Annotated in this window: 21 protein-coding genes; 11 read left to right on the top strand and 10 right to left on the bottom strand. The window is 61.1% G+C overall.

What is annotated here, in order from left to right:
* The first annotated feature begins 36 nt into the window (after window positions 1-36).
* Complete coding sequence (locus ACR0KM_RS15670) at window positions 37-582, top strand: GNAT family N-acetyltransferase (protein ID WP_480857477.1); 546 nt, start codon at window positions 37-39, stop codon at window positions 580-582.
* Between the two features lie 3 nt (window positions 583-585).
* Here the strand turns inward: ACR0KM_RS15670 and ACR0KM_RS15665 are convergent, their stop codons facing one another.
* The 5 genes from ACR0KM_RS15665 to ACR0KM_RS15645 form a co-directional block, all read right to left on the bottom strand.
* Window positions 586-2,076 (bottom strand): replicative DNA helicase, encoded by a 1,491-nt coding sequence (locus ACR0KM_RS15665; RefSeq protein WP_480819848.1) that lies wholly within the window; start codon window positions 2,074-2,076, stop codon window positions 586-588.
* Window positions 2,077-2,301: 225 nt separating this feature from the next.
* Complete coding sequence (locus ACR0KM_RS15660) at window positions 2,302-2,982, bottom strand: orotate phosphoribosyltransferase (protein WP_480819850.1); 681 nt, start codon at window positions 2,980-2,982, stop codon at window positions 2,302-2,304.
* Window positions 2,983-3,188: 206 nt separating this feature from the next.
* The gene (locus ACR0KM_RS15655) at window positions 3,189-3,668 is read right to left on the bottom strand and encodes a CinA family protein (protein ID WP_480857479.1); all 480 of its coding nucleotides are present in this window, start codon (window positions 3,666-3,668) and stop codon (window positions 3,189-3,191) included.
* On the bottom strand, window positions 3,665-4,162 hold the full coding sequence (locus ACR0KM_RS15650; protein ID WP_480857480.1) for a phosphatidylglycerophosphatase A family protein: 498 nt from the start codon (window positions 4,160-4,162) through the stop codon (window positions 3,665-3,667). The genes ACR0KM_RS15655 and ACR0KM_RS15650 overlap by 4 nt, the downstream gene beginning before the upstream one ends.
* The gene (locus ACR0KM_RS15645) at window positions 4,159-5,289 is read right to left on the bottom strand and encodes a bifunctional 2-C-methyl-D-erythritol 4-phosphate cytidylyltransferase/2-C-methyl-D-erythritol 2,4-cyclodiphosphate synthase (protein WP_480865515.1); all 1,131 of its coding nucleotides are present in this window, start codon (window positions 5,287-5,289) and stop codon (window positions 4,159-4,161) included. The genes ACR0KM_RS15650 and ACR0KM_RS15645 overlap by 4 nt, the downstream gene beginning before the upstream one ends.
* 233 nt (window positions 5,290-5,522) lie before the next feature.
* Here ACR0KM_RS15645 and dusB point away from each other — a divergent pair, with 233 nt between their 5' ends.
* The 6 genes from dusB (at window position 5,523) to ACR0KM_RS15615 (ending at window position 14,050) form a co-directional block, all read left to right on the top strand.
* Entirely contained in the window at window positions 5,523-6,452 is a 930-nt protein-coding gene (gene dusB, locus ACR0KM_RS15640) for a tRNA dihydrouridine synthase DusB (RefSeq protein ID WP_480857645.1), read from the top strand.
* Complete coding sequence (locus ACR0KM_RS15635) at window positions 6,449-7,528, top strand: two-component system sensor histidine kinase NtrB (RefSeq protein WP_480819860.1); 1,080 nt, start codon at window positions 6,449-6,451, stop codon at window positions 7,526-7,528. Before dusB ends, ACR0KM_RS15635 begins: the two co-directional genes overlap by 4 nt.
* Window positions 7,528-8,895: a response regulator gene (locus ACR0KM_RS15630; RefSeq protein WP_480819862.1), complete on the top strand. Its 1,368-nt coding sequence runs from the start codon at window positions 7,528-7,530 to the stop codon at window positions 8,893-8,895. Before ACR0KM_RS15635 ends, ACR0KM_RS15630 begins: the two co-directional genes overlap by 1 nt.
* Before the next feature lie 162 nt (window positions 8,896-9,057).
* On the top strand, window positions 9,058-11,283 hold the full coding sequence (locus ACR0KM_RS15625) for a sensor histidine kinase NtrY-like (RefSeq protein WP_480857647.1): 2,226 nt from the start codon (window positions 9,058-9,060) through the stop codon (window positions 11,281-11,283).
* Window positions 11,280-12,689 carry a nitrogen assimilation response regulator NtrX gene (gene ntrX, locus ACR0KM_RS15620; protein WP_480857484.1) on the top strand — a complete coding sequence of 470 codons (1,410 nt, stop codon included), beginning with the start codon at window positions 11,280-11,282 and terminating at the stop codon, window positions 12,687-12,689. Before ACR0KM_RS15625 ends, ntrX begins: the two co-directional genes overlap by 4 nt.
* A 182-nt stretch (window positions 12,690-12,871) precedes the next feature.
* Window positions 12,872-14,050: an MFS transporter gene (locus ACR0KM_RS15615; protein ID WP_480857486.1), complete on the top strand. Its 1,179-nt coding sequence runs from the start codon at window positions 12,872-12,874 to the stop codon at window positions 14,048-14,050.
* 9 nt (window positions 14,051-14,059) lie between these two features.
* On the opposite strand, the gene ACR0KM_RS15610 is transcribed toward ACR0KM_RS15615, so the two are convergent.
* A complete protein-coding gene (locus ACR0KM_RS15610; protein WP_480819868.1) occupies window positions 14,060-14,539 on the bottom strand; it encodes a hypothetical protein in 480 nt (159 codons plus the stop codon).
* 96 nt (window positions 14,540-14,635) lie between these two features.
* Here ACR0KM_RS15610 and trkA point away from each other — a divergent pair, with 96 nt between their 5' ends.
* The 4 genes from trkA to hflX all read left to right on the top strand — a co-directional run bounded on the left by trkA (window position 14,636) and on the right by hflX (window position 19,195).
* Window positions 14,636-16,012 (top strand): Trk system potassium transporter TrkA, encoded by a 1,377-nt coding sequence (trkA, locus tag ACR0KM_RS15605; protein ID WP_480857488.1) that lies wholly within the window; start codon window positions 14,636-14,638, stop codon window positions 16,010-16,012.
* A complete protein-coding gene (locus ACR0KM_RS15600; RefSeq protein ID WP_480819872.1) occupies window positions 16,012-17,553 on the top strand; it encodes a TrkH family potassium uptake protein in 1,542 nt (513 codons plus the stop codon). The genes trkA and ACR0KM_RS15600 overlap by 1 nt, the downstream gene beginning before the upstream one ends.
* Window positions 17,554-17,684: 131 nt before the next feature.
* On the top strand, window positions 17,685-17,924 hold the full coding sequence (gene hfq / locus ACR0KM_RS15595; protein WP_005982826.1) for an RNA chaperone Hfq: 240 nt from the start codon (window positions 17,685-17,687) through the stop codon (window positions 17,922-17,924).
* Complete coding sequence (gene hflX / locus ACR0KM_RS15590) at window positions 17,924-19,195, top strand: GTPase HflX (protein ID WP_480857490.1); 1,272 nt, start codon at window positions 17,924-17,926, stop codon at window positions 19,193-19,195. The genes hfq and hflX overlap by 1 nt, the downstream gene beginning before the upstream one ends.
* On the opposite strand, the gene ACR0KM_RS15585 is transcribed toward hflX, so the two are convergent.
* The 4 genes from ACR0KM_RS15585 to hemB form a co-directional block, all read right to left on the bottom strand.
* A complete protein-coding gene (locus tag ACR0KM_RS15585; protein ID WP_480857491.1) occupies window positions 19,192-19,587 on the bottom strand; it encodes a nuclear transport factor 2 family protein in 396 nt (131 codons plus the stop codon). The two genes, hflX and ACR0KM_RS15585, sit on opposite strands and share 4 nt — an antisense overlap.
* Window positions 19,588-19,691: 104 nt before the next feature.
* Window positions 19,692-22,154 carry a penicillin acylase family protein gene (locus ACR0KM_RS15580; RefSeq protein ID WP_480857493.1) on the bottom strand — a complete coding sequence of 821 codons (2,463 nt, stop codon included), beginning with the start codon at window positions 22,152-22,154 and terminating at the stop codon, window positions 19,692-19,694.
* Window positions 22,155-22,320: 166 nt separating this feature from the next.
* Window positions 22,321-22,893, bottom strand: coding sequence for a lipid-binding SYLF domain-containing protein (locus tag ACR0KM_RS15575; RefSeq protein WP_480857495.1), 573 nt, complete (start codon window positions 22,891-22,893; stop codon window positions 22,321-22,323).
* Window positions 22,894-23,036: 143 nt separating this feature from the next.
* Window positions 23,037-24,035, bottom strand: coding sequence for a porphobilinogen synthase (hemB, locus tag ACR0KM_RS15570; protein WP_480857497.1), 999 nt, complete (start codon window positions 24,033-24,035; stop codon window positions 23,037-23,039).
* Between the last annotated feature and the right edge of the window lie 78 nt (window positions 24,036-24,113).

Here is a 24,113-nt window from a genome sequence, read left to right as displayed (position 1 = left end):
GGCACTCTGCCACTGCAACGGCAAAGGGTTTCAAAGATGGCGATCCGGTTCATATCAGGTCACGACGGGCGCGAGGCCGAGATCGAGGCGCTTTTTATCGACGTCTTCACCGCCTCGGAAGGGGCGGACGAGGGCAGACTGATCGGCTCATTGGTGCGCGGGCTGATGGAAACCACGCCGGACGAGGATTTGTTTGTGTTCTCCGCCGTGGAAGATGGCGCGTTGCTGGGGTGCATCTTCCTGTCGCGCCTGCGGTTTGATCAGGATGAGCGGCAGGTGTTCGTCCTGTCGCCGGTCGCTGTTAGCACTGGCCGTCAGAGAAGCGGCGTCGGGCAGGCGCTGATCCATCATGGTCTGGATCAACTGCGTGCGGCGGGCGTTGATTTTGTCGTCACTTATGGCGACCCGGCCTATTACGGTAAGACCGGGTTCCAGCCGATCACCGAGGCGTTTGCGCGGGCTCCGCTTAAGCTGAGCCATCCGCATGGCTGGATCGGGCAGCCTTTGTCGGCCCGGGGTGACGCGCCGTTGCAAGGCGCGTCGCGCTGTGTCGACGCGTTGAACCAGCCTGCGCTATGGTAGCGGTCAGTAGCCTTCGATCTGGCCGTCCTGCTGCCACGGCTTGACGAGGTTGCCAAAGCGGGTGAACTGCGCCTCGAACGAAAGCTCGACCGTGCCGATGGGGCCGTGGCGCTGCTTGCCGACGATAACCTCGGCCTTGCCATGCAGGCGTTCCATGGCCTGCTTCCACTCTTCCATCTTTTCCAGCTCGTGATCGCCGGGCTTTTCGCGCTCTTTGTAGTATTCCTCGCGGAACACGAACATAACCACGTCGGCATCCTGTTCGATCGAGCCCGATTCCCGCAGATCAGACAGTTGTGGGCGCTTGTCGTCGCGGTTTTCCACCTGACGCGACAGCTGGGACAGAGCGATGACCGGGATGTTGAGTTCCTTGGCGATGGCCTTCATGCCCATCGAAATCTCGGCGATTTCATTGACGCGGTTTTCGGCCATACCGCGGCAGAGCTGCAGATAGTCGATCACCAGCAGGTCCAGCCCATGGGTCCGCTTGAGCCGCCGCGCACGGGCGGCGAGCTGTGAGATCGGCAGGGCTGGCGTGTCGTCAATGAAAAGCGGGCAGGCCTCCAGCTCTTTCGCGGCATCCACGAAACGGCGGAACTCAGCCTCAGTCATGTCGCCTTGGCGGATTTTATGCGACGAAATCTCGGAGGCTTCGGCCAGAACCCGGCCGGCCAACTGCTCGGCGCTCATTTCCAGCGAGAAGAAGCCGACAACGCCGCCGTCGATCGCACCCTCCGAGCCATCGGGCTTGGTGCCGCGCTTATAGGCTTTGGCCACGTTGAAGGCCACGTTGGTCGCAAGCGAGGTTTTTCCCATCGACGGACGGCCAGCCAAGATGATCAGGTCGGACGGATGCAGACCCCCAAGCTGTTTGTCCAGGTCGGCCAGACCGGTGGAAATCCCCGCCATGCCGCCACCGCGCTGGTAGGCCTCGTTGGTGACGTTGACGGCTTCTGTGACCGCCTTCAGGAAGGATTGGAAACCCTGTTCGGTCTGGCCCTGCTCGGAAAGCTGATAGAGCTGTTGCTCGGCCTCGACGATTTGTTCTTTTGGTTCGCTGGACACATCAACCCGCGCGGCCTTGTCCGAGATGTCGCGACCCAGCCGGATCAGCTCGCGCCGGATGGCGAGGTCATAGATCATCTGGGCGTAGTCATGCACCGCGAAGGCACTGATCGAAGCGCCAGCGAGTTTGACAAGATAGGCGGGTCCGCCCAACTCCTTCAGGCCCTCGTCATCTGCCATGAAGGATTTCAGCGTCACGGGCGAGGCCAGCGCATTCTTCGCGATGCGCGTGGCCGCGACCTCGTAGATACGCGAGTGAACCGGGTCGTAAAAATGTTCGGCCCCGATAATTGAAGCTACCCGGTCGTAGAGGTCGTTATTCGTCAGGATCGCGCCCAGAAGCTGCTGCTCGGCCTCGATAGAGTGCGGCATGGTTTCCGGATTCTGAATCTGTGCCGCTGCCTGCTCTATACTGCTGATCTCGTTCATTGTGTCCCCGCTGCCCGTTCCGAGGTTCTACACGCGAATTGTCCCGGCAAGCTATCTGGAAATACCTGTGGCTAACTCGTGGTAAAGCCTTGGGATAACTTTCCTGACAGTTTGGATACCTGCGTATGCTCAGCTTATTATGTATGAACTGAGGGAAAAGTCACCAGATATCGTAGGCAGAACGCCGATTCTTCTGGTGTTATCCCCAATCTGTCCACAAGAGTTTTATGTGGTTTTATGTGCGTCCTGCCAACCGCGCGGGTCGTTCAAGAACAGCTCCACCGCCTCAAGTGTCTCTTGATCAAAGGCTTTCTGAGCCTTGGCCTCCGCCAGAACATCCCACCACGTGCAGAGCGAATGAAGCCTTACACCGTGATCTCCGAGCGTCTTCTCAGTCTCGGGGAAAATGCCATAGTAGAAGATCACCGCTGTATGCCCACAGGTCGCGCCGGTTTCGCGGATTGCATCCACGAAGGACAGTTTGCTTCCGCCATCGGTGGTCAGATCCTCGACCAGCAGCACCCGTTCGCCTTCGCTCATCGCGCCTTCAATGCGGGCGTTGCGACCGTAGCCTTTGGGTTTCTTGCGCACATAGGTCATCGGCAGCGCCATGCGTTCCGCGACCATTGCGGCGAAGGGGATGCCAGCCGTCTCGCCGCCTGCGATGTTGTCGAACGCCTCGAACCCGGCATCGCGCATCACGGTGACGGTCAGAAAGTCCATCAGGGTCGAGCGAATGCGCGGGTATGAGATCAGCTTGCGACAGTCGATATAGGTCGGGCTGGGCAGGCCTGAGGCCAGCGTGAACGGTTCGCGCGCGTTGAAGTGGACGGCCTTGATCTCCAGCAGCATGCGCGCGGTCAGGCGGGCGATTTCGGTGCTGTCAGGGAAGGAACTGGGGATCATGGCGCAAACCTCTGGGCTGAAGGGACGTTGCGGGCTGATAGCCCGACCCTTGGACCAGAGTCGAGGGGCCAAACGAGAAAAGCAGCTTCGTAACCAGTGCGTTTGCGCCCGAGCGCAAAGCGGGATGCAGTAGAAGGCGATGATGCGGTTCTAGGTGTGCTTCACCAGCACGCGACAGATTTGGCCCTTCTGTTCGGACGTGTCCCTTATCGGTCGCTCGCTGAGCAGCCGTTCAGCAACATTACCAAGGCGTGATCGCGCGCGGCTTTTCGGACATTGTCGCGCCCCAGCGCGCCGAATTCGATCGTTTCGACGCGTGTGGGCTGGTCCAACGCGGAGAGGCCGAAGCAAACGCGACCTTCCGGTTTGTACTCAGACCCGCCGGGTCCCGCTATGCCCGTGACAGACACCGCCAGCTGCGCCTGCGAGTTGCGCAGCGCGCCTTCTGCCATCTCTTTGGCGACCTCCTCTGAAACAGCGCCATGTGTCGCAAGGGTTTCGGCGCGCACGCCCAGCATCTGTTGTTTGGCGGTGTTGGTATAGGTGACAAAGCCACGCTCGACGACGGCAGAACTGCCCGGAATGTCCGTCAGCGCGGCGGCAACCATGCCACCGGTGCAGCTTTCAGCCGTGGCGATCATCACACCCTTCGCTTTGGCGCGGTCCAGCAGATCTACGACGTTCATAAGCCCATGACCCCGTGCGCGATGCCCGCAAGTACCAAAACCCCAACCGCGGCGAAGAGACCGGCGATCACATCGTCCAGCATAACGCCCATCGGGTCCCCGCGTCGGTCAGCCCATCCGACGGGACCGGGTTTGGTGATGTCGAACAAGCGAAACAGCAAGAAGCCTGCGACCCATCCGGGCCAAAGCGCACTGATGTCGATGCCATGCGCCCATGAGGGGTAGGATATCGCCCAGAGGGCGATGAACTGGCCTGCGGCCTCGTCGATGACGATCTCGGACGGGTCGTGATCGTCTTGCCCCGCCGTCATCACGCGCGTGGCCCAGAGGCCCCCGAAAAAGGCCGCGAGGGTTCCGACGACCAGCAATGGGAAACCGCCCAGCGTATGCAGCACCCAGGCCAGCGGCAAAGCGGCCAGCGACCCCCAGGTTCCGGGGGCAGGGCGCAGATATCCGACGCCGCAGACAGTCCCGATCAGGCGCGCGGCAGTCATGATGCCACCAGACAGGCGGTGGCAACCGCAGCGATCCCTTCACTGCGGCCCGTGAACCCCAGCCTTTCCGAAGTCGTGGCCTTGACCGAGACCTGATCGGCATTCAGACCCATGATCCGTGCCATCTCGGCCTGCATCGCCACTGAATGCGGACCAATTTTGGGGAACTCGCACACCAGCGTGCAATCCACGTTCGAGATCGCATAGCCCAGCTGCCCGGCAAGCTCGACCGCGTGGCGCAGGAATATCTCGCTGGCGGCCCCTTTCCATTGTGGGTCAGATGGTGGGAAGTGCTGCCCGATATCGCCCCGGGCCAGCGCGCCATAGATTGCGTCCGTGACCGCATGCATTCCCACATCGGCGTCGGAATGTCCCTGCAATCCGCGATCATGCGGTATTTTCACACCGCACAGGATGACGTGATCTCCGTCGCCAAAACGGTGCACGTCATAACCGTTGCCCAGCCTCACATTCATATCGATACCCATTATGCGCCGCGCCCGGTCAAAATCCTCGGGCCGGGTGATTTTGATGTTATCCGCATCGCCCGGAGTGATCGCTACTTCTATTCCGGCAACACGCGCTACCTCAACGTCGTCTGCTGCGCCGCCGCCGTGGGCCTCATGGGCGGCGGCGATCGCGGAATAATGAAACCCCTGAGGGGTCTGCGCAGCATAGAGGCCGGTGCGATCCTGTGTTCCGGTCACCACAGATCCGTCCCCGGCCCAGAGCGCATCGGTGATCGCCAATCCCGGAGCTGCCGCGGGATGCGTATCCAGCGCGGCCAGAACATCGTTGATGACTTTGGCGCTGACACAGGGGCGTGCAACGTCGTGAATCAGAACTTTTTCAACGTCGTACGCCTTCAACGCCAGCAGGCCGTTGCGAACGGATGCGGCCCGGTCCGCACCGCCCGGCGCGAGAATAAGGTCGGTGTCCTTGAACGCTTCCCAGACCGTCGTGTCCTCGTTGGCGAGGACCAAGACGATGTGATCCACCAGGCCAACGAAGCGCTCAATGGTCCAGTCGGCGACGCGCCGTCCGCCGAGAGTGCGCCACTGTTTTGGTACTCCGCCGCCGGCGCGCTGGCCGCGACCGGCGGCGACGATTATGGCGGCTGTGGTCATTCGCAAGCTCTCCTGATTTGGGCATTGTTTAGGGGGCGGTGAATGCAGAGGCAATCACCTGCGTCATTTTGATTAAAAATTAAGCATATGATGATTTTGCGGGCTTGAACGGCGCCGTTTTGTTGTTCATATGCTGCGATTTCGATATCAAATGCGCAACTGCTTAAGGATTAGGCACATTGACCCTGCGTCTCGCTGAAAAGGATCTGTCCCCTCCGGTGCTGTTGGCGCCAATGGCCGGAATCACCGACCGGCCATTCCGTGATCTGGTGATGCGCTTTGGCGCGGGATTGGTGGTCAGCGAAATGGTCGCCAGTCAGGAAATGGTGCAGGCGAAACCGGGCGTACGCGAACGGGCCGAGTTGTCGGCGGATGTCGAAAATACAGCCGTGCAGCTGGCGGGGCGCGAGGCGCACTGGATGGCCGAAGCCGCCCGGCAGGTCGCGGATCGCGGTGCGCGGGTGATCGATATCAACATGGGGTGTCCTGCCAAGAAGGTTACCAATGGCTATTCCGGATCGGCGTTATTGAAGACGCCAGATCATGCTTTGACGCTGATTGAGGCCGTGGTGAATGCGGTGGAGGTGCCGGTGACGCTGAAGACCCGTTTGGGTTGGGATGACAGCCTGCTGAACGCGCCCGATGTGGCGCGCCGTGCTCAGGATGCCGGTATCCGGATGGTCACGATCCACGGGCGCACGCGCTGCCAGTTCTACAAGGGCTTTGCCGATTGGCCTGCGATCCGGGCGGTGAAAGAGGCGGTCTCGATCCCGGTCATCGCCAATGGGGATATCATCGATACGCAGGCCGCGCAGGTGGCGCTCAAGCAGTCGGGCGCAGATGGGGTGATGGTGGGCCGTGGTGCACAGGGCAAACCGTGGCTATTGGCGCAGATATCGCATGACCTTTTCGGGGCCACAGCGCCGGTCGTTCCGGTTGGCGATGATCTGACCGAGATGGTGCGCGGCCACTATCAGGCGATGCTGTCGTTCTATGGCGTTGATCTGGGCATGCGCGTCGCGCGTAAACACTTGGGCTGGTACATGGATGAGGCCGCAACACCTGCCAATCTGCGCCGTGCGGTTCTGACCTCGCGCGATACGGATGAGGTGTTACGCCTTCTGGGCGACGCGCTGAACGAACAGGCGGAGGCGGCAGCATGAATTCCGATCAGAGCATCTGGGCATCGCTGCCGGTTCCGGCGTTCATCATCGATTCCGAGGATCGGATATCGGATGTGAATTCCTCGGGCGAGGGGTTCCTGAACGCCTCACGCAAGGCGGTGGTGGGGCACCCGGTCTGGGACCAGCTGGCCGTCGACGCGCCCTTGGAAGAAGCCTTCCTCAGGGCCCGGCAGCAGGGTACCCCCTTGTTCGTGAACGATGTGGATGTGGGCTCGGGCAATCGCGCGCCGTTGCAGTGTGCGCTGCAGATCGCGCCGTTGATGGGATTTCCCGGTTCAATGATCATGATCATCTCACCCCGTGAGCTGGCCGGACGGATGACGCGTGGTAACACCGTGAAATCCGCGGCTCAGTCGGCGATCGGCATGGCCGAGATGCTGGCGCATGAGATCAAGAACCCCTTGGCGGGGATCACCGGCGCTGCGCAGCTGCTGAGCATGAATATCTCGCAGCAAGACCTTGAATTGACAGATCTTATCGTCGAAGAAAGCCGCCGAATCGTGAAGCTGCTGGAACAGGTCGAACAGTTTGGAAACCTGTCCGAACCCGCGTTCAAGCCGGTCAATATCCATGACGTTCTGGACCGCGCCCGCCGCTCGGCGCTGCTGGGCTTTGGCGCGCATATGACCATTGTCGAGGATTATGACCCGTCGCTGCCGCTGGCCTATGGCGACCCGGATCAGTTTCTGCAGGTGGTGCTGAACTTGCTCAAGAACGCCTCGGAAGCGGCTGAGGAAAAAGGCACAATCCGACTGCGTACCTATTTCGAACACTCGTTCCGGCTGCGGCGCAGTGACGGGTCTGGGCATTCGCTGCCCTTGCAGATCGAGATCATTGATGACGGGCCGGGGCTGCCTGAAAATATTCGAAGCGATATTTTCGACCCCTTCGTCTCGGGCAAGGAAAACGGCACGGGTCTGGGGCTGGCGCTGGTCAGCAAGATCGTGTCCGACCACGACGGCTGGATTTCGGCGGATTCGGTGCCCGGGCGCACCGTCTTCCGCCTGTCCCTGCGGCGCGCGCCGCCGGACGCATATGATAAGGAGAGCATCTGATGGATGGCACAGTTCTGGTTGCCGATGACGACCGCACGATCCGCACGGTTCTGACACAGGCGTTGACGCGGGCAGGGTGCAAGGTCCACGCCACATCCTCGCTGACGACGTTGATGCGTTGGGTGGCCGAGGGCAAAGGCGATGTGGTGATCTCGGATGTGGTGATGCCGGACGGGAACGGGCTTGAAATGCTGCCCAAGATCGCACAGGACCGGCCCGGTTTGCCGGTCATCGTGATCTCGGCCCAGAACACCATCATGACCGCCATTCAGGCGGCCGAGGCGGATGCCTATGACTACCTGCCCAAGCCTTTCGATCTGCCCGATCTGATGAAGCGCACGGCGCGCGCGCTGGACCAGAAACAGCGTACGCAAACCGAACCGGTTGCGGTCAGCGAAGAGCGACCTGATGAACTGCCCTTGGTCGGGCGTACCCCGGTGATGCAGGCGCTCTATCGTCTGGTGGCGCGGGTGATGAACACCGATCTTTCGGTGATGATCTCGGGCGAAAGCGGTACTGGTAAGTCTCTGATTGCGCGCGCTATTCACGATTTCTCGGACCGCCGGACATTGCCGTTTGTGACTGCAACCGCAGCTGATCTGAGCGATCTGGAAGGCCCGGCGCGGGTGATGGCGCGGGTGCGCGGCGGGACGTTGTTGATCGACGAAATCGCCGATATCGATGATGAGATTCAGGCGCGCATCGTGCGGATGATGGACACGCCGGGCGATCACGTGCCGCGTTTCATGGCCACCAGCCAGTCTGACCTGACCGACGCGATGGAGAGCGGCCGCGTGCGTCAGGACCTCTATTACCGGCTTTGCGGCGCGACGATCCATGTTCCGGCCCTGCGCGAGCGCGTTGACGATATCACCTTGCTGACTGATCACTTTCTGGCGCGGGAAGAGCGCGACAGCGGCGCGCAGCGCCGTCTGAGCCCCGAGGCCGTCGAGCTGGTGCGGCGCTATTCCTGGCCCGGCAATGTTCGCCAGCTTGAGAACGCGATCCGTCGCCTCAGCCTGACCAGCCGTGCCGATGAAATCTCGCGCACCGAGGTCGAGATGGTGCTGGGCAGCCAGCCCGAGGCCGAACCGGTTCTGGGCGATGGCGAGCGCGAGAAGCTTTCATCCTCGGTGGCTCGCCACCTGCGGCGCTACTTCGATCTGCACGGGAATATCCTGCCGCCTCCGGGTCTGTATCAACGCATTCTGCGTGAGGTTGAGGCCCCTTTGATCGAAATTGCGCTGGATGCGACCGGGGGCAATCAGGCAAAATGTGCTGATCTTCTGGGGATTAACCGGAATACGCTGCGGAAAAAGATCACCGACCTCGATATTCAGGTGACACGTCGCCGCAAACTGATGTAATATCGCCACACAAACCGTGGCATTCGGGTTCGCCCCCGACAACGACCACGACATATGGCGGTCAGTCGCGCATGCGGCACATCAGTAAGAGGGCAGACGGTGGCAACCCGGGCACAGAACGGGCCGATCCTATCGATCAACCGGTGGCGCAAGTCCCGGAAGATGCGCAATTTCAGCACATTGGGACTGGTTATGCTGGGGCCGGTTCTGGCGCTGGCGACCTATCTGGTCATCGGTCCTTTCGATCTTGGTGCAGCCGCGCCGACGCTGCGGCTGATTCTGCTGGCCGATCTGGTCTATGTGCTGGTCGTGGCCGCGCTTGTTCTGGGGCAGCTCTTCAGTCTGATCGCGGCGCGGCGGGCGAAATCCGCGGGCTCTCGGCTTCACCTGCGCCTGATCGGCGCGTTTACGCTTTTGGCACTGGTGCCCACGGTCACGGTGGCGATTTTCGCCGGGCTGACTGTGAATATCGGGCTTGAGGGCTGGTTTTCGGATCGGGTGCGACAGGTTGTAGGCTCATCGCTCAGCGCAGCTGAGGCCTATGAGCAGGAACACCGCCAGGGTCTGACGCAGGATGCCGTAGTACTGGCGCGGTTCCTGGATAACGCCAGGGCGGTGAACTACTACATTTCGGACGCGGAACTGCGCGAGGTGCTGGCACAGGGGCAGGCGCAGATTCAGCGCGGTCTGCGTGAAGCCTATGTCATCGATGGAAGTGGCGAGATCCGCTCGCGCGGGGATCGGTCCTATCTGTTCGACTACGAAGCCCCGACGCAGGAAGAGATCATCGAGGCCAATGATCAGGGCATGGTGATTATCGCCGATTGGGCCAATAGCGAATTCCGCGCGCTTGTGCCGCTGAAGGCTTATCTGGACCGCTACCTCTATGTCAGTCGCGAGGTCGATGGCGAACTGCTGACGCTGTTGGATGAAACCAAGGAAACGGCGCAGTTCTATCGCCAACTCGAAAGTGAACGGGGTCGCGTACTGTTCGAATTTGGCCTGCTATATCTGGGCTTTGCGGTGATCCTCATTCTTGCGGCTATGTCGCTTGGCATGTGGTTTGCCGAACGTCTGTCGCGCCCCGTGGGACGGCTGACAACGGCGGCGCAGCGCGTGGGGGCAGGGGACCTGAGTGTACAGGTGTATGAAGAGGCCAGCGATGACGAGATCGCGATGCTGGGTCGGTACTTCAACCAGATGACCCGCCAGTTGAAGGGCCAGCGCGATACTCTGCTTGAAAACACACGTCATATCGAACGCCGTCGGAGACTGTTTGACTCGGTGCTGAGTTCGGTGACCTCGGGCGTGGTGGGGGTTGACCCCGACGGCTGCGTGACCTTCGTCAACCGCTCGGGCGAACGCCTGCTGGACTGGTCGGGCGGGGAACAGCATCTTGCCATAGGCATCGCCGTGCCCGAATTCCTGCCGCTGTTTGACGAACTGAAGACCACCGGTCAGGAGGCGGTGCAGGGCGAAGTAAAGGTGACCCGCAAAGGTCAGCTGGAAAACCTGCTGGTGCGCATGGCGACGCGGCGCGGTGAAGACGGCGGTCTGGAAGGTTATGTGGTGGCGTTTGACGACGTGACCGATCTGGTCAGTGCGCAGCGCATGGCGGCGTGGGGCGATGTGGCGCGCCGTATTGCGCATGAGATCAAGAACCCGCTGACGCCGATCGGGCTGAGCGCCGAGCGGATCAAGCGTAAATTCTCGCGCAAGCTGGATGAGGACGATTGCGACAGCCTTGAATCCATGACCGACGTGATCGTACGACAGACGAATGATCTGCGGCGCATCGTTGACGAGTTCTCGAAATTCGCGCGGATGCCCGAGCCGGATCGGCATGAGGAAAATGTTGTGACACTGGTGCGCGAGGCGGTATTGCTGCAGCAGGCCGGTCAGCCGGAGGTGCAGATTGACGCGGATTTGCCGGACGACGCTATTCTTGCAGATGTGGACGCGACCATGCTGAGTCAGGCGTTGACGAACCTGATCAAGAATGCAGGCGAAGCTATTGATACATTGAAGGAAAAGGGCGCGCCGGAGAACCTGAAGCCGCAGATCAAAGTGGCGGTCTCGCGCGACGATGCGGGAACGCAGATCACGATTGCTGACAACGGCATCGGCCTGCCCGAAGACCGGGCGCGGCTGTTTGAACCATACGTAACCACCCGCGACGAGGGCACGGGCCTTGGCCTGCCCATCGTCAAGAAAATCATCGAGGAACACGGCGGAGCGCTGACATTAGAAGATGCGCCCGTCTTTGACGGACAGGACCATTTCGGCGCAATGGCTGTCATTCGTCTTCCCGGGGCCTCAGGCGGCCCGTCAGACGCGTCGGAAAAGCAGGCGATTAAAACAAACAAACTGAAAGCAGGCCAAAGATGAGCGACATTCTGATCGTAGATGACGAACGCGATATTCGCGAATTGGTGTCCGATATTCTCGAGGACGAAGGCTATTCCACCCGGTTGGCGGGAAACTCGGACGATTGCATGGCGGCGATCAATGCCGAGCCACCGGGGCTTTTGATTCTGGATATCTGGCTGAAAGACAGCCGCATGGACGGGATCGACATCCTGAAGGCGGTAAAACGCGACAACCCTGACGTGCCGGTGGTGATCATTTCGGGCCACGGCAATATCGAGATTGCCGTGGCGGCCATCAAACAGGGCGCTTACGATTTTATCGAAAAGCCCTTCAATATCGACCAGTTGATGGTCGTGATCCGCCGCGCGATGGAAACCTCGCGCCTGCGCCGCGAGAATGCCTCGCTGAAACGCAAAGAGGTGAGCTGTTCGGACATGATCGGCAAATCGGCCTCGTTCCGCGCAATGCAGGGGCAGTTGGACAAGGTTACCAAATCGAACGGCCGCGTGATGCTGAGTGGTCCGGCGGGGTCGGGCAAAGAAATTGCGGCGCGCTATATTCACGCCCATTCCAACCGCGCCAACGCGCCCTTCGTCACTGTGAATTGCGCCGGGATCGAGCCTGAGCGGGTTGAAGAGGTCTTGTTTGGTCGTGAATCTGCCGAACGCGGGATCGAATCCGGCCTGCTGGAAGAAGCCCATGGCGGGGTGGTCTACTTTGATGAGGTCGCGGACATGCCGTTGGGCACCCAATCCAAGATTTTGAGGGTGCTGGTGGATCAGCAATTTCAGCGCGTGGGCGGCAGCGACAAGGTGCGGGTCGATCTGCGGGTGATTTCATCGACCAACCGTGATCTGGAAGATGAAATCGCAGCGGACCGGTTCCGCGAGGAACTCTATCATCGCCTGAATGTGGTGCCGATCGCTGTCCCGTCGCTGGAAGAACGGCGCGAGGATATCCCGGTTCTGGCGCAGCACTTCATCGAAATGTGCAATGAAACGCAGGGTTTGCCTGCACGTGAATTGTCTGACGAGGCGGTCGCTTTGCTGCAGACGATGACGTGGCCCGGCAATGTGCGCCAGCTCAAGAACCTGATCGAGCGTGTATTGATCCTTGGCGATGGCACCGGCCCGATCGAGGCCCGAGAGCTGCCGAATGAGGAAGAAAAGTCTGATGAATCCGGTCGTGTCGTGCTGTCCGGCGCGTTGGCGACGCTGCCGTTGCGCGAAGCTCGCGAGGCGTTTGAGCGAGAGTATCTGCTGACTCAGATCAATCGCTTTGGCGGCAATATCAGCCGCACGGCGAGCTTCGTCGGCATGGAACGCAGCGCGTTGCACCGCAAGCTGAAATCGTTGGGGGTTGTGACGTCGAACAAATCCGGCGCGCGTGTCGCTCAGATCGACGAGCCCGAACCGGCGGAGTGATTTCTGCGGCTCGGGGAAACATATGATCACCGGGCCGATGCAGACACTTGGACGAGACCCCTTCGGTTCAGACGCATTGGTACATGGCCGTATCCCGAGCGGTGCTGCGGGGAGAACTGTTTTGGGAGAGGTCGCATAATTTATGCGTTCCTGTGCATGACCTGTCAGGATAGACCTGTGGCATGACATCGTCTTTCCTCAGATTTGCGCAGGTCATGCTGATCTGGTTTGCCGGGCTTGGTGCTGCCACGCAGTTCGCCAAGATCGCTGTCCCGTTCGCTGATATCAGTGCGCTTTACCCAGAGCAGGCCGCCGTGATCGGCTGGCTTTTGTCGATCATAAGCCTGATGGGCGCTGTATTTGGGGCGACCTCTGGCGCGATCACGGCCCGGATCGGGCCCATGCGGTTGCTTTTGTCGGGGCTGGTTTTGGGCGGAGCGTTGTCTTTCATGCAGGCAAGCTTGCCGGGTTTCCACCTGATGTTGGCTAGTCGTGTTGTCGAAGGGTTCTCGCATCTGGCGATCGTGGTCGCAGCCCCCACGCTCATTGCACAGATCACGACAGGGCAGGCGCGAAATCTGGCAATGGTTTTGTGGAGCACTTTCTTCGGCGTCGCCTTTGCGTTGAATGCGTGGTTCGGCTTGCCAATTGTCGATCACTTCGGCCTGCCCGCCTATTTCGCGTTGCATGGCGGGCTGATGCTGTTGATCGCTGCGCTGATAGCGCTGAGCGGGATCAGAGTGGATATGGGAGCGGCGCGGCAGGACGAGCGCGGTTTGTCTGCGTTCGTCACAGCCCATCTCAGAACCTACCGTTCGCCCTTTGTGTCGGCACCAGCGATTGGATGGTTTTTTTATACGCTGACATTCGTCTCGTTGCTGGCGATCCTGCCCGGACGGTTGCCTGAGGCGCAGGGTGCGTCAGTTGCGGCGCTGATGCCTTTGGCCGGGATCACGCTGTCGTTGCTGCTGGTGCCGCTGCTTTTGAACAGGTTTGCGGCGATCACTGTGGTCAATCTTGGCTTTGGGCTTGGCGTCTTGGCTATCTGCGCCCTTTTTTCTGGTGCGCCATTGTCGGTCGTCTGTGTTGCCCTGTTCGCCGTTTTGGGCCTTGTACAAGGGGCCAGCTTTGCTGCTGTACCGGAACTCAATACAGCAGCCGACGCTCAGGCACTTAGCTATGGGGCGATGGCGCAGATGGGCAATGCCGGAAATCTGCTGGGCACGCCTGTCTTGCTGGCGATTCTGCTGGGTGTGAACGAGACTGCGATGTTCCTGACTGTCATCGGCTGCTACGCAATCGCCATCCTGATGCACCTTGTCCTTGGGCTGCGTCGAAGGGCAGCAGCCGGAATGGCCTAGCGGCTGGCTCTAGCCCGGCTGGCCGGGTGTTATGATCTGGAAAGAGCCATCGTCGAATTTGACGAAACAGGATTGGGTGCTCAGCGGTGGCAAAGTGGTTGTCCGCGCAGGTGTGACCCGTGATTTTACACCCTGTCCGCAGGGCGGCAGGCTAACCGGGCGATATCCTTTCGCGGCCATGCATTGTGCCTCGACCTTGCTGCGCAGGCCCTGGTTCACGTCGACGGAGTAGACCCGCCCCGGCTCCCACCAGCCCGGATTGCGGTAGCACCGCCCGTTGCGATCACAATAGGTGCGACCGGGCCAATAGGTTGGCGGCCTTTGCCGGATCTGATTGGCCACGGGCGCATCTTTCAGCGCCTGCACCTGACAGGCGGTGGTCTCGGTCTGCAGGCGCGCGACGCTCTCGCCTTCGCGATAGTACATCGACAGGGGGCCGCAGGCCGACAGGGTCAGCAGGCAGATCAGGACGGGCAGCACTGTTTTCATGCGCTTATTCTGGCGCAGCTTGCACGGTATGACAATTCAATTGACCGCTTTGGGGGCATCTGTCATTCAAAGATTTCAGGCAGAAGGGCCAGTAATATGAAGGTCATCATATGCGGTGCCGGTCAGGTCGGCTGGCAGATTGCGCGTCACCTTTCGGGCGAGCTGAACGACGTCACGGTCGTCGACAACAACCCCGATCTGGTGCGCCGGGCGACTGAAACACTGGACGTTCAGGGGATCGCAGGCTTTGCAAGCTATCCGGATGTGCTGGAACGGGCAGGGGCCCGCGACGCCGATATGATTATCGCCGCCACCCATTCGGACGAGGTGAACATGGTCACCTGTCAGATGGCGCATTCGGTCTTTTCGATCCAGCGCAAGATCGCGCGGTTGCGGTCGAAATCCTATCTTGAGGCGATCCATTCAGATCTCTACCGCCGCGATCACCTGCCCATCGACGTGGTGATCAGCCCAGAACGCGAGGTTGCCGCAGCCGCTATGCGTCGTCTCTCGGCTCCGTCGGCTTTTGACACCGAACTGTTCATGGACGGCAAAGCTCAATTGCTGGGCATTCGCGTGCATGAAGACTGCCCGATCGTCAACACGCCTCTGCGTCAGTTGACCGACCTGTTCTCGACCCTCAGCTCCATCGTTGTGGGTGTCCGGCGTGAGGGATCTCTGTTCGCCCCGGAACCGGACGACCAACTTTTTGTTGGCGACGAATGCTATGTCTTTACCAGCGTTAAGGACGTGGACCGCACGATGGAGGTCTTCGGCAAGGCGCAGCGGCAGCAGGACCGGGTGGTGATTGTGGGCGGCGGCAATGTCGGGTTGGAAGTGGCCCGCACGCTGGAGGAACGCGAAAGCCGGGTGCGCGCCAAGATCATCGAGCGTGATCGCAGATGCGCCGAAATTGCCGCCGAAGCACTGGAACGCACCATTGTTCTGAACGGAGACGGCCTGGATTCCGCGCTGCTCAGCGAGGCGGGGATCGAACGGGCTGATGCGATGCTGGCGGTCACGGATGATGATCGCACCAACATGCTGGCGGCTGTGCGCGCCAAGGGCGAAGGCTGCGCGCTGGCGATTGCGCTGATCAATGACCCCAGCATGGTGGCGCTGATGGGGTCGCTTGGGATTGATGCCTATATCAACCCGCGTGCCACCACCGTCAGCTCGATCCTGCGGCACATCCGGCATGGGCGTGTCCGTCAGGTCTATTCCATCGGCGATGCCGAGGCCGAGGTGATCGAGGCCGAGGTGCTGTCGACCTCGCCCATGGCCGGGCAAAAACTGCGTGATATCGATTTCCCCGAGGGTGTTCTGGTCGGAGCTGTCCGCAAGGGCGACGAGGTTCTGCGCCCTACCGGAAGCCTGCGTATCGATGAAAAGGATGTGGTTGCAATCTTCGCCATGGCCAAGGACGTCCCCGAGGTCGAACGGCTGATGCAGGTCTCGATCGATTTCTTCTGATGTTGCAGGCGCGCAGACAGCAACGGGTCGGAGTGCTGCGGCGTTTGCCGCTGGTGCTGATGATCTGGGGGATCGCCGCCCTTTCGACATGGATACCGGCGGTTTACGCGCTGACGCTTGATGATCATGCGACCTCACGATCGTTTTTTTATTCCGGTCTGCTGGGTATGTTTGCGGTTTCGATCATTGCTGTCGCGATGTCGAACAGAACCCCGCGCCGGGGGACTTTGGGCCAACTGGCAGCGCTGTTGGCGACTTTCACCATATTGCCGATTTTCTTGGCTATCCCGTTTCATGACGCGCTGGGCACAACCAGCTTTCTGAATGCCTATTTCGATATGGTCAGCGCCCTGACGACCACCGGCGCTGACCTGTTCCCCGACCCCGGACGCCTGTCTGCGCCGCTGCATCTGTGGCGGGCGCTGGTGGGCTGGATGGGTGGCCTGCTGATGTGGGTCGCGGCAGCGGCGATCCTTGCCCCGCTGTCTCTTGGCGGGTTCGAGGTGACCGCGCGCGGCCAGCCGGGGCGTCCGGTCTCGGGCGTGGCGCAAAGCGAAAAGATGGATCCGCGCGGGCACCTGATCCGGGTGACGCGCACGCTGGCCCCCGTCTATGCCGGGCTGACCGCAGTGATCTGGGTGCTGTTGCTGATAGCGGGCGAGCAGGGCCTGACCGCAGTGTGCCACGCCATGTCGGTGATGGCGACCTCTGGTATCTCGCCGGTTGGTGGCCTCGAAGGGTCGACGGCTGGCCTGACCGGCGAGGCGATCCTTTTCCTGTTCCTGTTCTTCGCCCTGTCGCGCCTGACCTTTTCGACCGACACGGCGACCTCGGGTTATGCACGGCTGGACAAAGACCCCGAGTTCCGCATCGGCATCTCCATCGTGCTGGTGGTGGCGCTGCTGCTCTTTCTGCGGTTCATGGCCGGGGTGGCCGAGCTGAGCATTGAGGTCGCCCCTGTGCAGGCGTTGCAGGTGATCTGGGGCATGATCTTTACTGCCATGTCCTTCCTGACCACTGCCGGGTTCGAAAGCGCCAACTGGAATGATGCACAGCAGCTCTCGGGTCTGGGGACGCCGGGGCTGATCCTGATGGGGTTGGCGCTGATTGGCGGCGGGGTGGCGACCACCGCAGGTGGCGTCAAGCTTCTGCGGGTCTTTGCGCTGTACCTCAACGGCAAGCGCGAGATCGACCGGCTGATCTATCCCTCATCGGTCAGCGGCGAGGGCGGGGGTAACCGTCGCATCCAAAGCGATGGCGCGTTTATCGCGTGGATCTTTTTGATGATGTTTGCTCTGACGTTGGCGGTGTTTGATCTGTTGCTGGCCGCGATGGGCGTTGGATTTGAACAGGCGATGGTGCTGAGCGTCGCCGCGCTTAGCACGACGGGGCCGTTGATCGAGCTGGCCACGGATGTGCCGATCCGACTTATTGATCTGTCGCAGGGGGCCAAGCTGACGCTTTGTGCAGCAATGGTGATCGGGCGGCTTGAAACACTGGCCATCGTTGCGCTGATCACACCGACGCTGTGGCGCGATTGACCTATCCTCACCGGTTGGCGTTACTGCCTGATTTTTCATCTGGAATATCTGTGCGCAGCACTCCATACTCCGCCGGAGGGAGCGCGTTGGTCCGCAGCGCGTAGCAAGAACAAAGACGAGATTATAATAATATGGCTTCGGACAGACAAAATCTGCAGGACGCGTTCCTGAACAATGTACGGAAAGCAAAGGTCCCGGTCACGATATTCCTGATCAACGGCGTGAAATTGCAGGGTGTGATCACCTGGTTCGATAATTTCTGCGTGCTGCTGCGCCGCGACGGACAGTCGCAGCTGGTCTATAAGCACGCGATTTCGACCATCATGCCGTCGCAGCCGATCAACCTGTATGAGGGCGAAGACGCCTCTTGATGGAACATGAGAGGGCGCGCACCCGGGCTTGGGTGCTGCATCCTGAAATCAAATCAGATGAACAGCGCCGCGTCCCTGAACCGGCGCTGGCCGAGGCGGTGGCGCTGGCCGCCGCGTTGCCCGATTTGGATGTCGTCGGGTCCGAGATCGTGCGCCTTCCACGCGCGCAGGCCGGGCTGCTATTCGGCAGCGGCAAGATCGAGGAACTCGCCGAACGCCTGCATGACAATGACGTCGAACTGGTCTTGATCGACGGGCCGGTGACTCCGGTGCAGCAGCGCAACTTGGAAAAGGCTTGGAAAGTCAAAATCCTCGACCGGACCGGCCTGATTCTGGAAATCTTCAGCGACCGCGCCCGCACTCGCGAAGGGGTGCTGCAGGTCGAGATGGCTGCGCTGAGCTATCAGCGCACGCGTCTGGTGCGCGCCTGGACCCACCTGGAACGTCAGCGGGGGGGCTTGGGCTTTGTCGGTGGTCCCGGTGAGACGCAGATCGAGGCCGACCGCCGCGCGATTGACGATCAGCTGGTGCGCCTGCGTCGTCAGTTGCAGAAGGTGATCAAGACCCGCACCCTGCACCGCGCAGCGCGCGCCAAGGTGCCGTATCCGATTGTCGCTTTGGTGGGCTACACCAACGCGGGCAAATCCACGCTGTTCAACAGCCTGACGGGTGCCGAGGTGATGGCCAAGGACATGCTGTTTGCCACGCTCGACCCGACCATGCGCCGGGTCGAACTGCCCGATGGCCCCGAGGTGATCCTGTCGGACACGGTGGGTTTCATCTCGAACCTGCCGACCGAACTGGTCGCCGCCTTCCGCGCCACGCTGGAAGAGGTGTTGGGCGCTGATCTGGTCGTCCATGTCCGCGACATCAGCCACGAAGAGACCGAGGCGCAGGCGCAGGATGTGGAAACGATTCTGACCTCTCTGGGGGTCGAGGATGACCGGCCCCGGCTGGAGGTCTGGAACAAGATCGACCTGCTGGAGGCGGATGACCGCGAAGCCACGCTGGCACGGGCTGAACGTGATCCGGCGATCTTTGCCATATCTGCCGTGACGGGCGAGGGTGTCACGCCTTTGCTATCCGAAATCGCCACGATCCTGCAGGGCGCGCGGCATGAAATGACCCTGAAGCTGGACTTTGCCGAGGGCGATAAGCGCGCATGGCTGTTTCGTCAGGACGTGGTGCGGGCGGAAGAACAGACTGATGATGGGTTCGAGATCACGGTGCTATGGACCGACAAACAAGCGGCACGCTTTGCGGCGCTTTAGCGGCCTTCGATCTGGCTTTGCCTCTCACCCGCGTCGAACCATTCCAATGAGCTTTGGATCTTGTGCTCGGGTGTCAGTTCCCATTGTTCCCACCCACGCGAGACAACGCGGTTGCCGGTTTTGCTGTGATGCCCTTCGAGCGTTCTGACGAATAGGGCGTGGGGACCGGCCCATCGCATCATGTCACAGCGCACCTCCAGATCGGGGAAATCGGCGTAAAGACCGCGCGCCATCTCGGCAATCGCATCGTGGCCTTGCAGGGGGGTGCCATGATTGATGATCATCTCGCCCTCAGACGCAAAGAAGCCGGCAACGGCTTGGGCGTCGCCCGAGCTCCACGCGATGGCGTAATCGCGCGCCAGATTGTTCAAGGTATCGCGAAGGCTGCCCATGCACTTCCCCCTTCGTGCCAATGCGACGACCCGTTGAATTTAGGCGAAAACCACTGGCGGCGTCCACGCGGGGCGTAAAAAGGCGCGGGGAATTGCCGATGGGTTCAGCGCGGGTTCAGCACCGTCACCCCAACCGCCGCCGCACGCGCCAGCCCTATATCAAGCGACATGGGGATGTATTCGCCGCGCCGCCACAGCTGCGCCTGATCGTCGTAATAGCGCGACAGGAAATGGCCCGATTGGCCTGTGGCGGTGATGAAGACCGAGCTGTCGGGGTCGGCGAAATCATAGACGCCGCGATAACCTGCGCCGTGCACGTTCTGGAACGGGTCCGGCCCTTCACCCGAGGTGCGCCCGCGCAGCAGGGTGTTGTCACCGCCGCTGGTGGACTGGCGTATGTTGACGAAGAAGCGCAGCACCGGAACCTCGCCCAAAACCGGGTGGTCATGGGTGGCCTGATGCGCATCGCCCCAGCGCAGGGATTGCAGCGCCGTGCCGTAGCGTTCGGATATCCAGATGATCGCGTCGTCCAGCGCCAGCCGCGCCATATCGGTACAGGTCTCGACCGGGGCGCTTTGGCGGACATCGCACCAGACCGAGGCGCCGTCGATATCGCGATACACGCGCTCGATGAACAGCGGCTCAACATGCTTGTACTCAGCCGCCAGCGGGCCAAGCTCGTCCGAGATCAGGCGGATTTGCAGCGCCCTCAGCCAGGCGGCGTAGATCAGCGGCTCGGGCAGATGCTCGTTCATCTCCCCGTTCCAGTTGGCCAGCAGGTCCAAAGCGATCTGACGCTGACGTTCGGGCGTACCTTCGGGCGCGGATTCGCCGGTGAACCACAGGTCAGCCCCGATCAGCGGCAGCAGCGAGCGGGCGGTGAAGCTGACGGTGTCCAGCTGTGCCTCGATAAAGCTGTCGCGCGTGTGCACCTCGCGCGATTGCATCAGACGTTCCCAGCGATTGACGCGTTGCGTGTCGCCCCACTCATACGAGACATGGCGCGGGAATGGGCGGTCGATAATCTTGTTGTTGGTGTTGCCCAGTACACCGCCCACCGGGGCCACAAATTCCGGGTTGTCGGCATAGGGCAGACGACCCTGCCAGCGGTTGCGGTCCAGCCAGCCGGGCGTGGGAATGCGGCCCCGGCTTTGGTTGTTCAGATCGCGCCGCGGCATCGCGCCGATCAGCTTCAGGCCGATCGTGTCCTTATCGACCAGCGAAAGGTTCTGGGAAGGTGCTATGAAATCCTCGGCCAGATCGATGGCTTCGCGCACCGTGTCGGCATTCATCAGGGCCAGAGAGGCGCTCATCGAGGTATCGCGGGGGCTCAGCGCGCTCCATGAAAGGGATGCGACATGACCCGGCGGCGTAATGGTTTCCAGATCGTAATGCGTACCCGGCAGAACGGGGCCGTTTTCCGTCCAGCGCAGGGTCAGGGTGATGGGCGCGGCGTCCTTGATCTCGATGATCGAGGGGCGGGTCTGAAAGCGTTTGTAACCGTCGGGTGTCAGGTATTCCTCGGGGTTGTCGGGGTTCAACTGTTCAATATGTACGTCCTGATCGTCCAGATAGGACGAGGTCAGACCCCATCCCAGACGCTCACTACGCCCGGCCGAGATCGCGGGAACGCCCGGAATGGTCGCGCCGATCACGCCCCCTTTGGCCAGTTCCAGCCGCGCCAGATACCAGATGCCGGGCGCAGTGAAGCCCAGGTGAGGGTCATTGGCCAACAGGGTGCCACCGCTGGCGGATCGCGACGGTGCGGCGGTCCAGGCGTTGGACGCGCCCGCAAGACCACGCTGCGGGAAGGGCGACAATGGCGTCTCTGGCATCGGTGTGCCTTGGGCATAGCGGGGCAGGTTGGGAAACAGCGCGGCATATTCTGGCAGCGCGGCGATGCCGGGGCCGGGGACGTCGGGCAGAATATCGGCAAGCCGCGCCGGGTCTTCCAGCATCAAGGACGTCCGCGCGCGCAGAACCTCGTCTTCGAGATGACCGGACAATTGCAGGCTCATCAGCTTGATGATGGCCACGCTGTCGCCCGGCTGCCATGGCGGTACGGGCGCGTTGAACAGAAACATTTCAGGCGCGCCGCGCCCCAGTGCCTGTTCGTTGATTTCGGTCAGCCGGGCGTTGATTCCGGCTGCATAGGCGCGCAAGGCGGTTTTTGTGTAATCGTCCTGCACCTCGACCGAGCGGTGGGCAAGGCCGTACAGATCCAGCCGCCGCAGCAGTTTGTCGATATGCACGGTGCGCTGGCCGAAGATCTCGGACAGACGACCTTGGGCGGTGCGCCGCAGGACGGTCATCTGCCACAACCTGTCTTGCGCGTGAGCATAGCCGAGGCCGAAGAACACATCCGGATCGGACTGGCCCAGAACATGAGGTACGTTTGCCGTGTCGCGCACGATCTCGACCGGGGCGTTTATGCCATCGACCGACAGGGTTTGGTTGTAGTCCGGCAGGGACTGGCTGGCCAGGAAGTAGATCAGCCCGACGGCGGCCACCGCAAGCAGGATCAGGCCTGTCGTAAGCCTCAGCAACCAGCGAAAAACCAGCCCCATCTGTCCCCCAAGATATCCGAGTGTTTGTTTGCCGTTAAGTTACTGGAAGCCCCAGCGGACGGAAAGAGGTATGGCACCGGAATTTGTGGAAATTCAGCAAAATACCAAGCCCCGCCACTAGATGTAGCGGGGACGTTGGAGAGGGGGGAGGGTGGTCTCGTCGCGCTTAGGGGATGATGCGCGTGTATTTGGTGCCTTCGACCGTTGCGCCGAATTTCAGGCCAGCCTGCCCGAAGACGGCTGCCAGTACCGGTTTACGCAGCTGGGTGGTGTCGGTGGACAGGGATTCTCCGGTCGCGTCGACCACATAGCCGATATCGGCCCCGGCGGTCCAACCGTTAGAGCGACGGAAATCGTTCAGCGCATCGTCGGTCATGAAGAACAGCACGTGCGCATATTGCTGCGCGCCGATCTGCAGGCCAGCGCTGCCCGAGATGGCCGAGTAATAGTCGACCGTCGCGCCCTGAATGCGCAGCGCGCCCTGACCATAAGCACCGCCAAAGATGAACCCGGCCTCGGTGATCAGCGGCATGACCAGCAAGCCGTTGGCCTTGTCAGCGATCTCACGTGTGTTGGGATATTTGTTGTACATCTCGGTCAGCGTCGCATCGACGCGCGCGTCGATGGTGGCCGCGTTCGAGTTGCCGACACCGTTGCCGCAGGCGGCAGTCAGGGTCAGTCCGGCCATGCCAAAGGCAAAGCCACGACGGCTTAGTCGGGGGGAGTTGGAACTGCTCATGTTTTTCTGTCTCTGTGTATGTGCCTGATATGTCGGGTGTTCCCGATCTTATGTGCAAGTTTACGCCGATTGCGCCCGCCTGTCACGGGAAAGCTGCGCTGCCATCGCAACAGATCGGCGAAAAATTGCGACAAACTGAGGCGTTAACCCTGCAGAATGCGCGCGGCCTCAGGTGCAAAGTAGGTCAGGATGCCATCACAGCCCGCGCGTTTGAAGGCCAGCAGGCTTTCCAGCATGACCTTTTCGCCATCAATCCAGCCGTTTTGCGCAGCCGCCTGGATCATCGCGTATTCGCCCGAGACCTGATAGGCATAGGTCGGCGCGCCGAAACTGTCTTTCACCCGGCGGCAGATATCCAGATAGGGCATTCCCGGCTTGATCATGACCATATCCGCGCCCTCGGTCAGATCACGCTCGATCAGGCGTAGGGCCTCGTTCGAATTGGCTGGGTCCATCTGATAGGTCTTTTTGTCCCCGGTCAGCGCGCCCGACGCGCCCACCGCATCGCGGAACGGGCCATAGAAGGCGCTGGCATATTTGGCGGCATAGCTCAGGATCATCACGTTGTGATGCCCCGCCGCCTCAAGTGCATTGCGCATCGCGCCGATACGGCCATCCATCATATCCGAGGGGCCGATGATGTCCGCCCCGGCCTCGGCCTGCGCCAGAGTCATCTTCACCAGCGCCTCGACCGTCTGGTCGTTCACAATCTCGCCATCCACAACATACCCGTCATGGCCGTTGATGTTGTACGGGTCCAGCGCCACATCGGTCATCACCGCGATATCCGGCGCGGCGGCTTTGATGGCACGGATGGCGCGATTTGACAGGTTGTCGGGGTTCCACGCCTCGGCACAATCCTCGGTCTTCAGGTTGGGATCGGTATAGGGGAAGATACAGATCGCCGGGATGCCAAGGGCTTGCGCCTCGACCGCTGCCTTGGCGATCAGATCGACCGAGCGGCGCACGACGCCAGGCATCGACGGCACGGGTTCTTCGATCCCCTCACCGTCGCGCACAAAAACGGGCCAGATGAAATCATCGACGGTCAGGGTGTTTTCGCGTACCAGCCCCCGGATTGCCGGTGATTGACGGGCTCTGCGAAAGCGGGTCAGGGGATAGGGGGCGATGGTCGGTTTCATGGCGCGCTCTCCTTGAACAATTGCGCATTGGGTGGCATGAATTGCACGTGGTCTCAAGGGTAACAATGGACGCGTCAG

The organism is Ruegeria sp. G10 (assembly GCF_056533645.1).
This window is presented reverse-complemented; position numbering and strand designations above follow the sequence as displayed.

Bases quoted from the DNA above. Each gene is read 5' to 3' on its own strand.
- ACR0KM_RS15580 (WP_480857493.1), bottom strand. From the start codon at position 22,154: ATGGGGCTGGTTTTTCGCTGGTTGCTGAGGCTTACGACAGGCCTGATC.
- hfq (WP_005982826.1), top strand. From the start codon at position 17,685: ATGGCTTCGGACAGACAAAATCTGCAGGACGCGTTCCTGAACAATGTA.
- ACR0KM_RS15615 (WP_480857486.1), top strand. From the start codon at position 12,872: ATGACATCGTCTTTCCTCAGATTTGCGCAGGTCATGCTGATCTGGTTT.
- ACR0KM_RS15585 (WP_480857491.1), bottom strand. From the start codon at position 19,587: ATGGGCAGCCTTCGCGATACCTTGAACAATCTGGCGCGCGATTACGCC.
- ntrX (WP_480857484.1), top strand. From the start codon at position 11,280: ATGAGCGACATTCTGATCGTAGATGACGAACGCGATATTCGCGAATTG.
- ACR0KM_RS15650 (WP_480857480.1), bottom strand. From the start codon at position 4,162: ATGACTGCCGCGCGCCTGATCGGGACTGTCTGCGGCGTCGGATATCTG.
- ACR0KM_RS15600 (WP_480819872.1), top strand. From the start codon at position 16,012: ATGTTGCAGGCGCGCAGACAGCAACGGGTCGGAGTGCTGCGGCGTTTG.
- hflX (WP_480857490.1), top strand. From the start codon at position 17,924: ATGGAACATGAGAGGGCGCGCACCCGGGCTTGGGTGCTGCATCCTGAA.
- ACR0KM_RS15630 (WP_480819862.1), top strand. From the start codon at position 7,528: ATGGATGGCACAGTTCTGGTTGCCGATGACGACCGCACGATCCGCACG.
- ACR0KM_RS15635 (WP_480819860.1), top strand. From the start codon at position 6,449: ATGAATTCCGATCAGAGCATCTGGGCATCGCTGCCGGTTCCGGCGTTC.
- ACR0KM_RS15670 (WP_480857477.1), top strand. From the start codon at position 37: ATGGCGATCCGGTTCATATCAGGTCACGACGGGCGCGAGGCCGAGATC.
- ACR0KM_RS15575 (WP_480857495.1), bottom strand. From the start codon at position 22,893: ATGAGCAGTTCCAACTCCCCCCGACTAAGCCGTCGTGGCTTTGCCTTT.
- ACR0KM_RS15625 (WP_480857647.1), top strand. From the start codon at position 9,058: ATGCGCAATTTCAGCACATTGGGACTGGTTATGCTGGGGCCGGTTCTG.
- ACR0KM_RS15665 (WP_480819848.1), bottom strand. From the start codon at position 2,076: ATGAACGAGATCAGCAGTATAGAGCAGGCAGCGGCACAGATTCAGAAT.
- ACR0KM_RS15610 (WP_480819868.1), bottom strand. From the start codon at position 14,539: ATGAAAACAGTGCTGCCCGTCCTGATCTGCCTGCTGACCCTGTCGGCC.
- ACR0KM_RS15655 (WP_480857479.1), bottom strand. From the start codon at position 3,668: ATGAACGTCGTAGATCTGCTGGACCGCGCCAAAGCGAAGGGTGTGATG.
- ACR0KM_RS15660 (WP_480819850.1), bottom strand. From the start codon at position 2,982: ATGATCCCCAGTTCCTTCCCTGACAGCACCGAAATCGCCCGCCTGACC.
- ACR0KM_RS15645 (WP_480865515.1), bottom strand. From the start codon at position 5,289: ATGACCACAGCCGCCATAATCGTCGCCGCCGGTCGCGGCCAGCGCGCC.
- trkA (WP_480857488.1), top strand. From the start codon at position 14,636: ATGAAGGTCATCATATGCGGTGCCGGTCAGGTCGGCTGGCAGATTGCG.
- hemB (WP_480857497.1), bottom strand. From the start codon at position 24,035: ATGAAACCGACCATCGCCCCCTATCCCCTGACCCGCTTTCGCAGAGCC.
- dusB (WP_480857645.1), top strand. From the start codon at position 5,523: ATGGCCGGAATCACCGACCGGCCATTCCGTGATCTGGTGATGCGCTTT.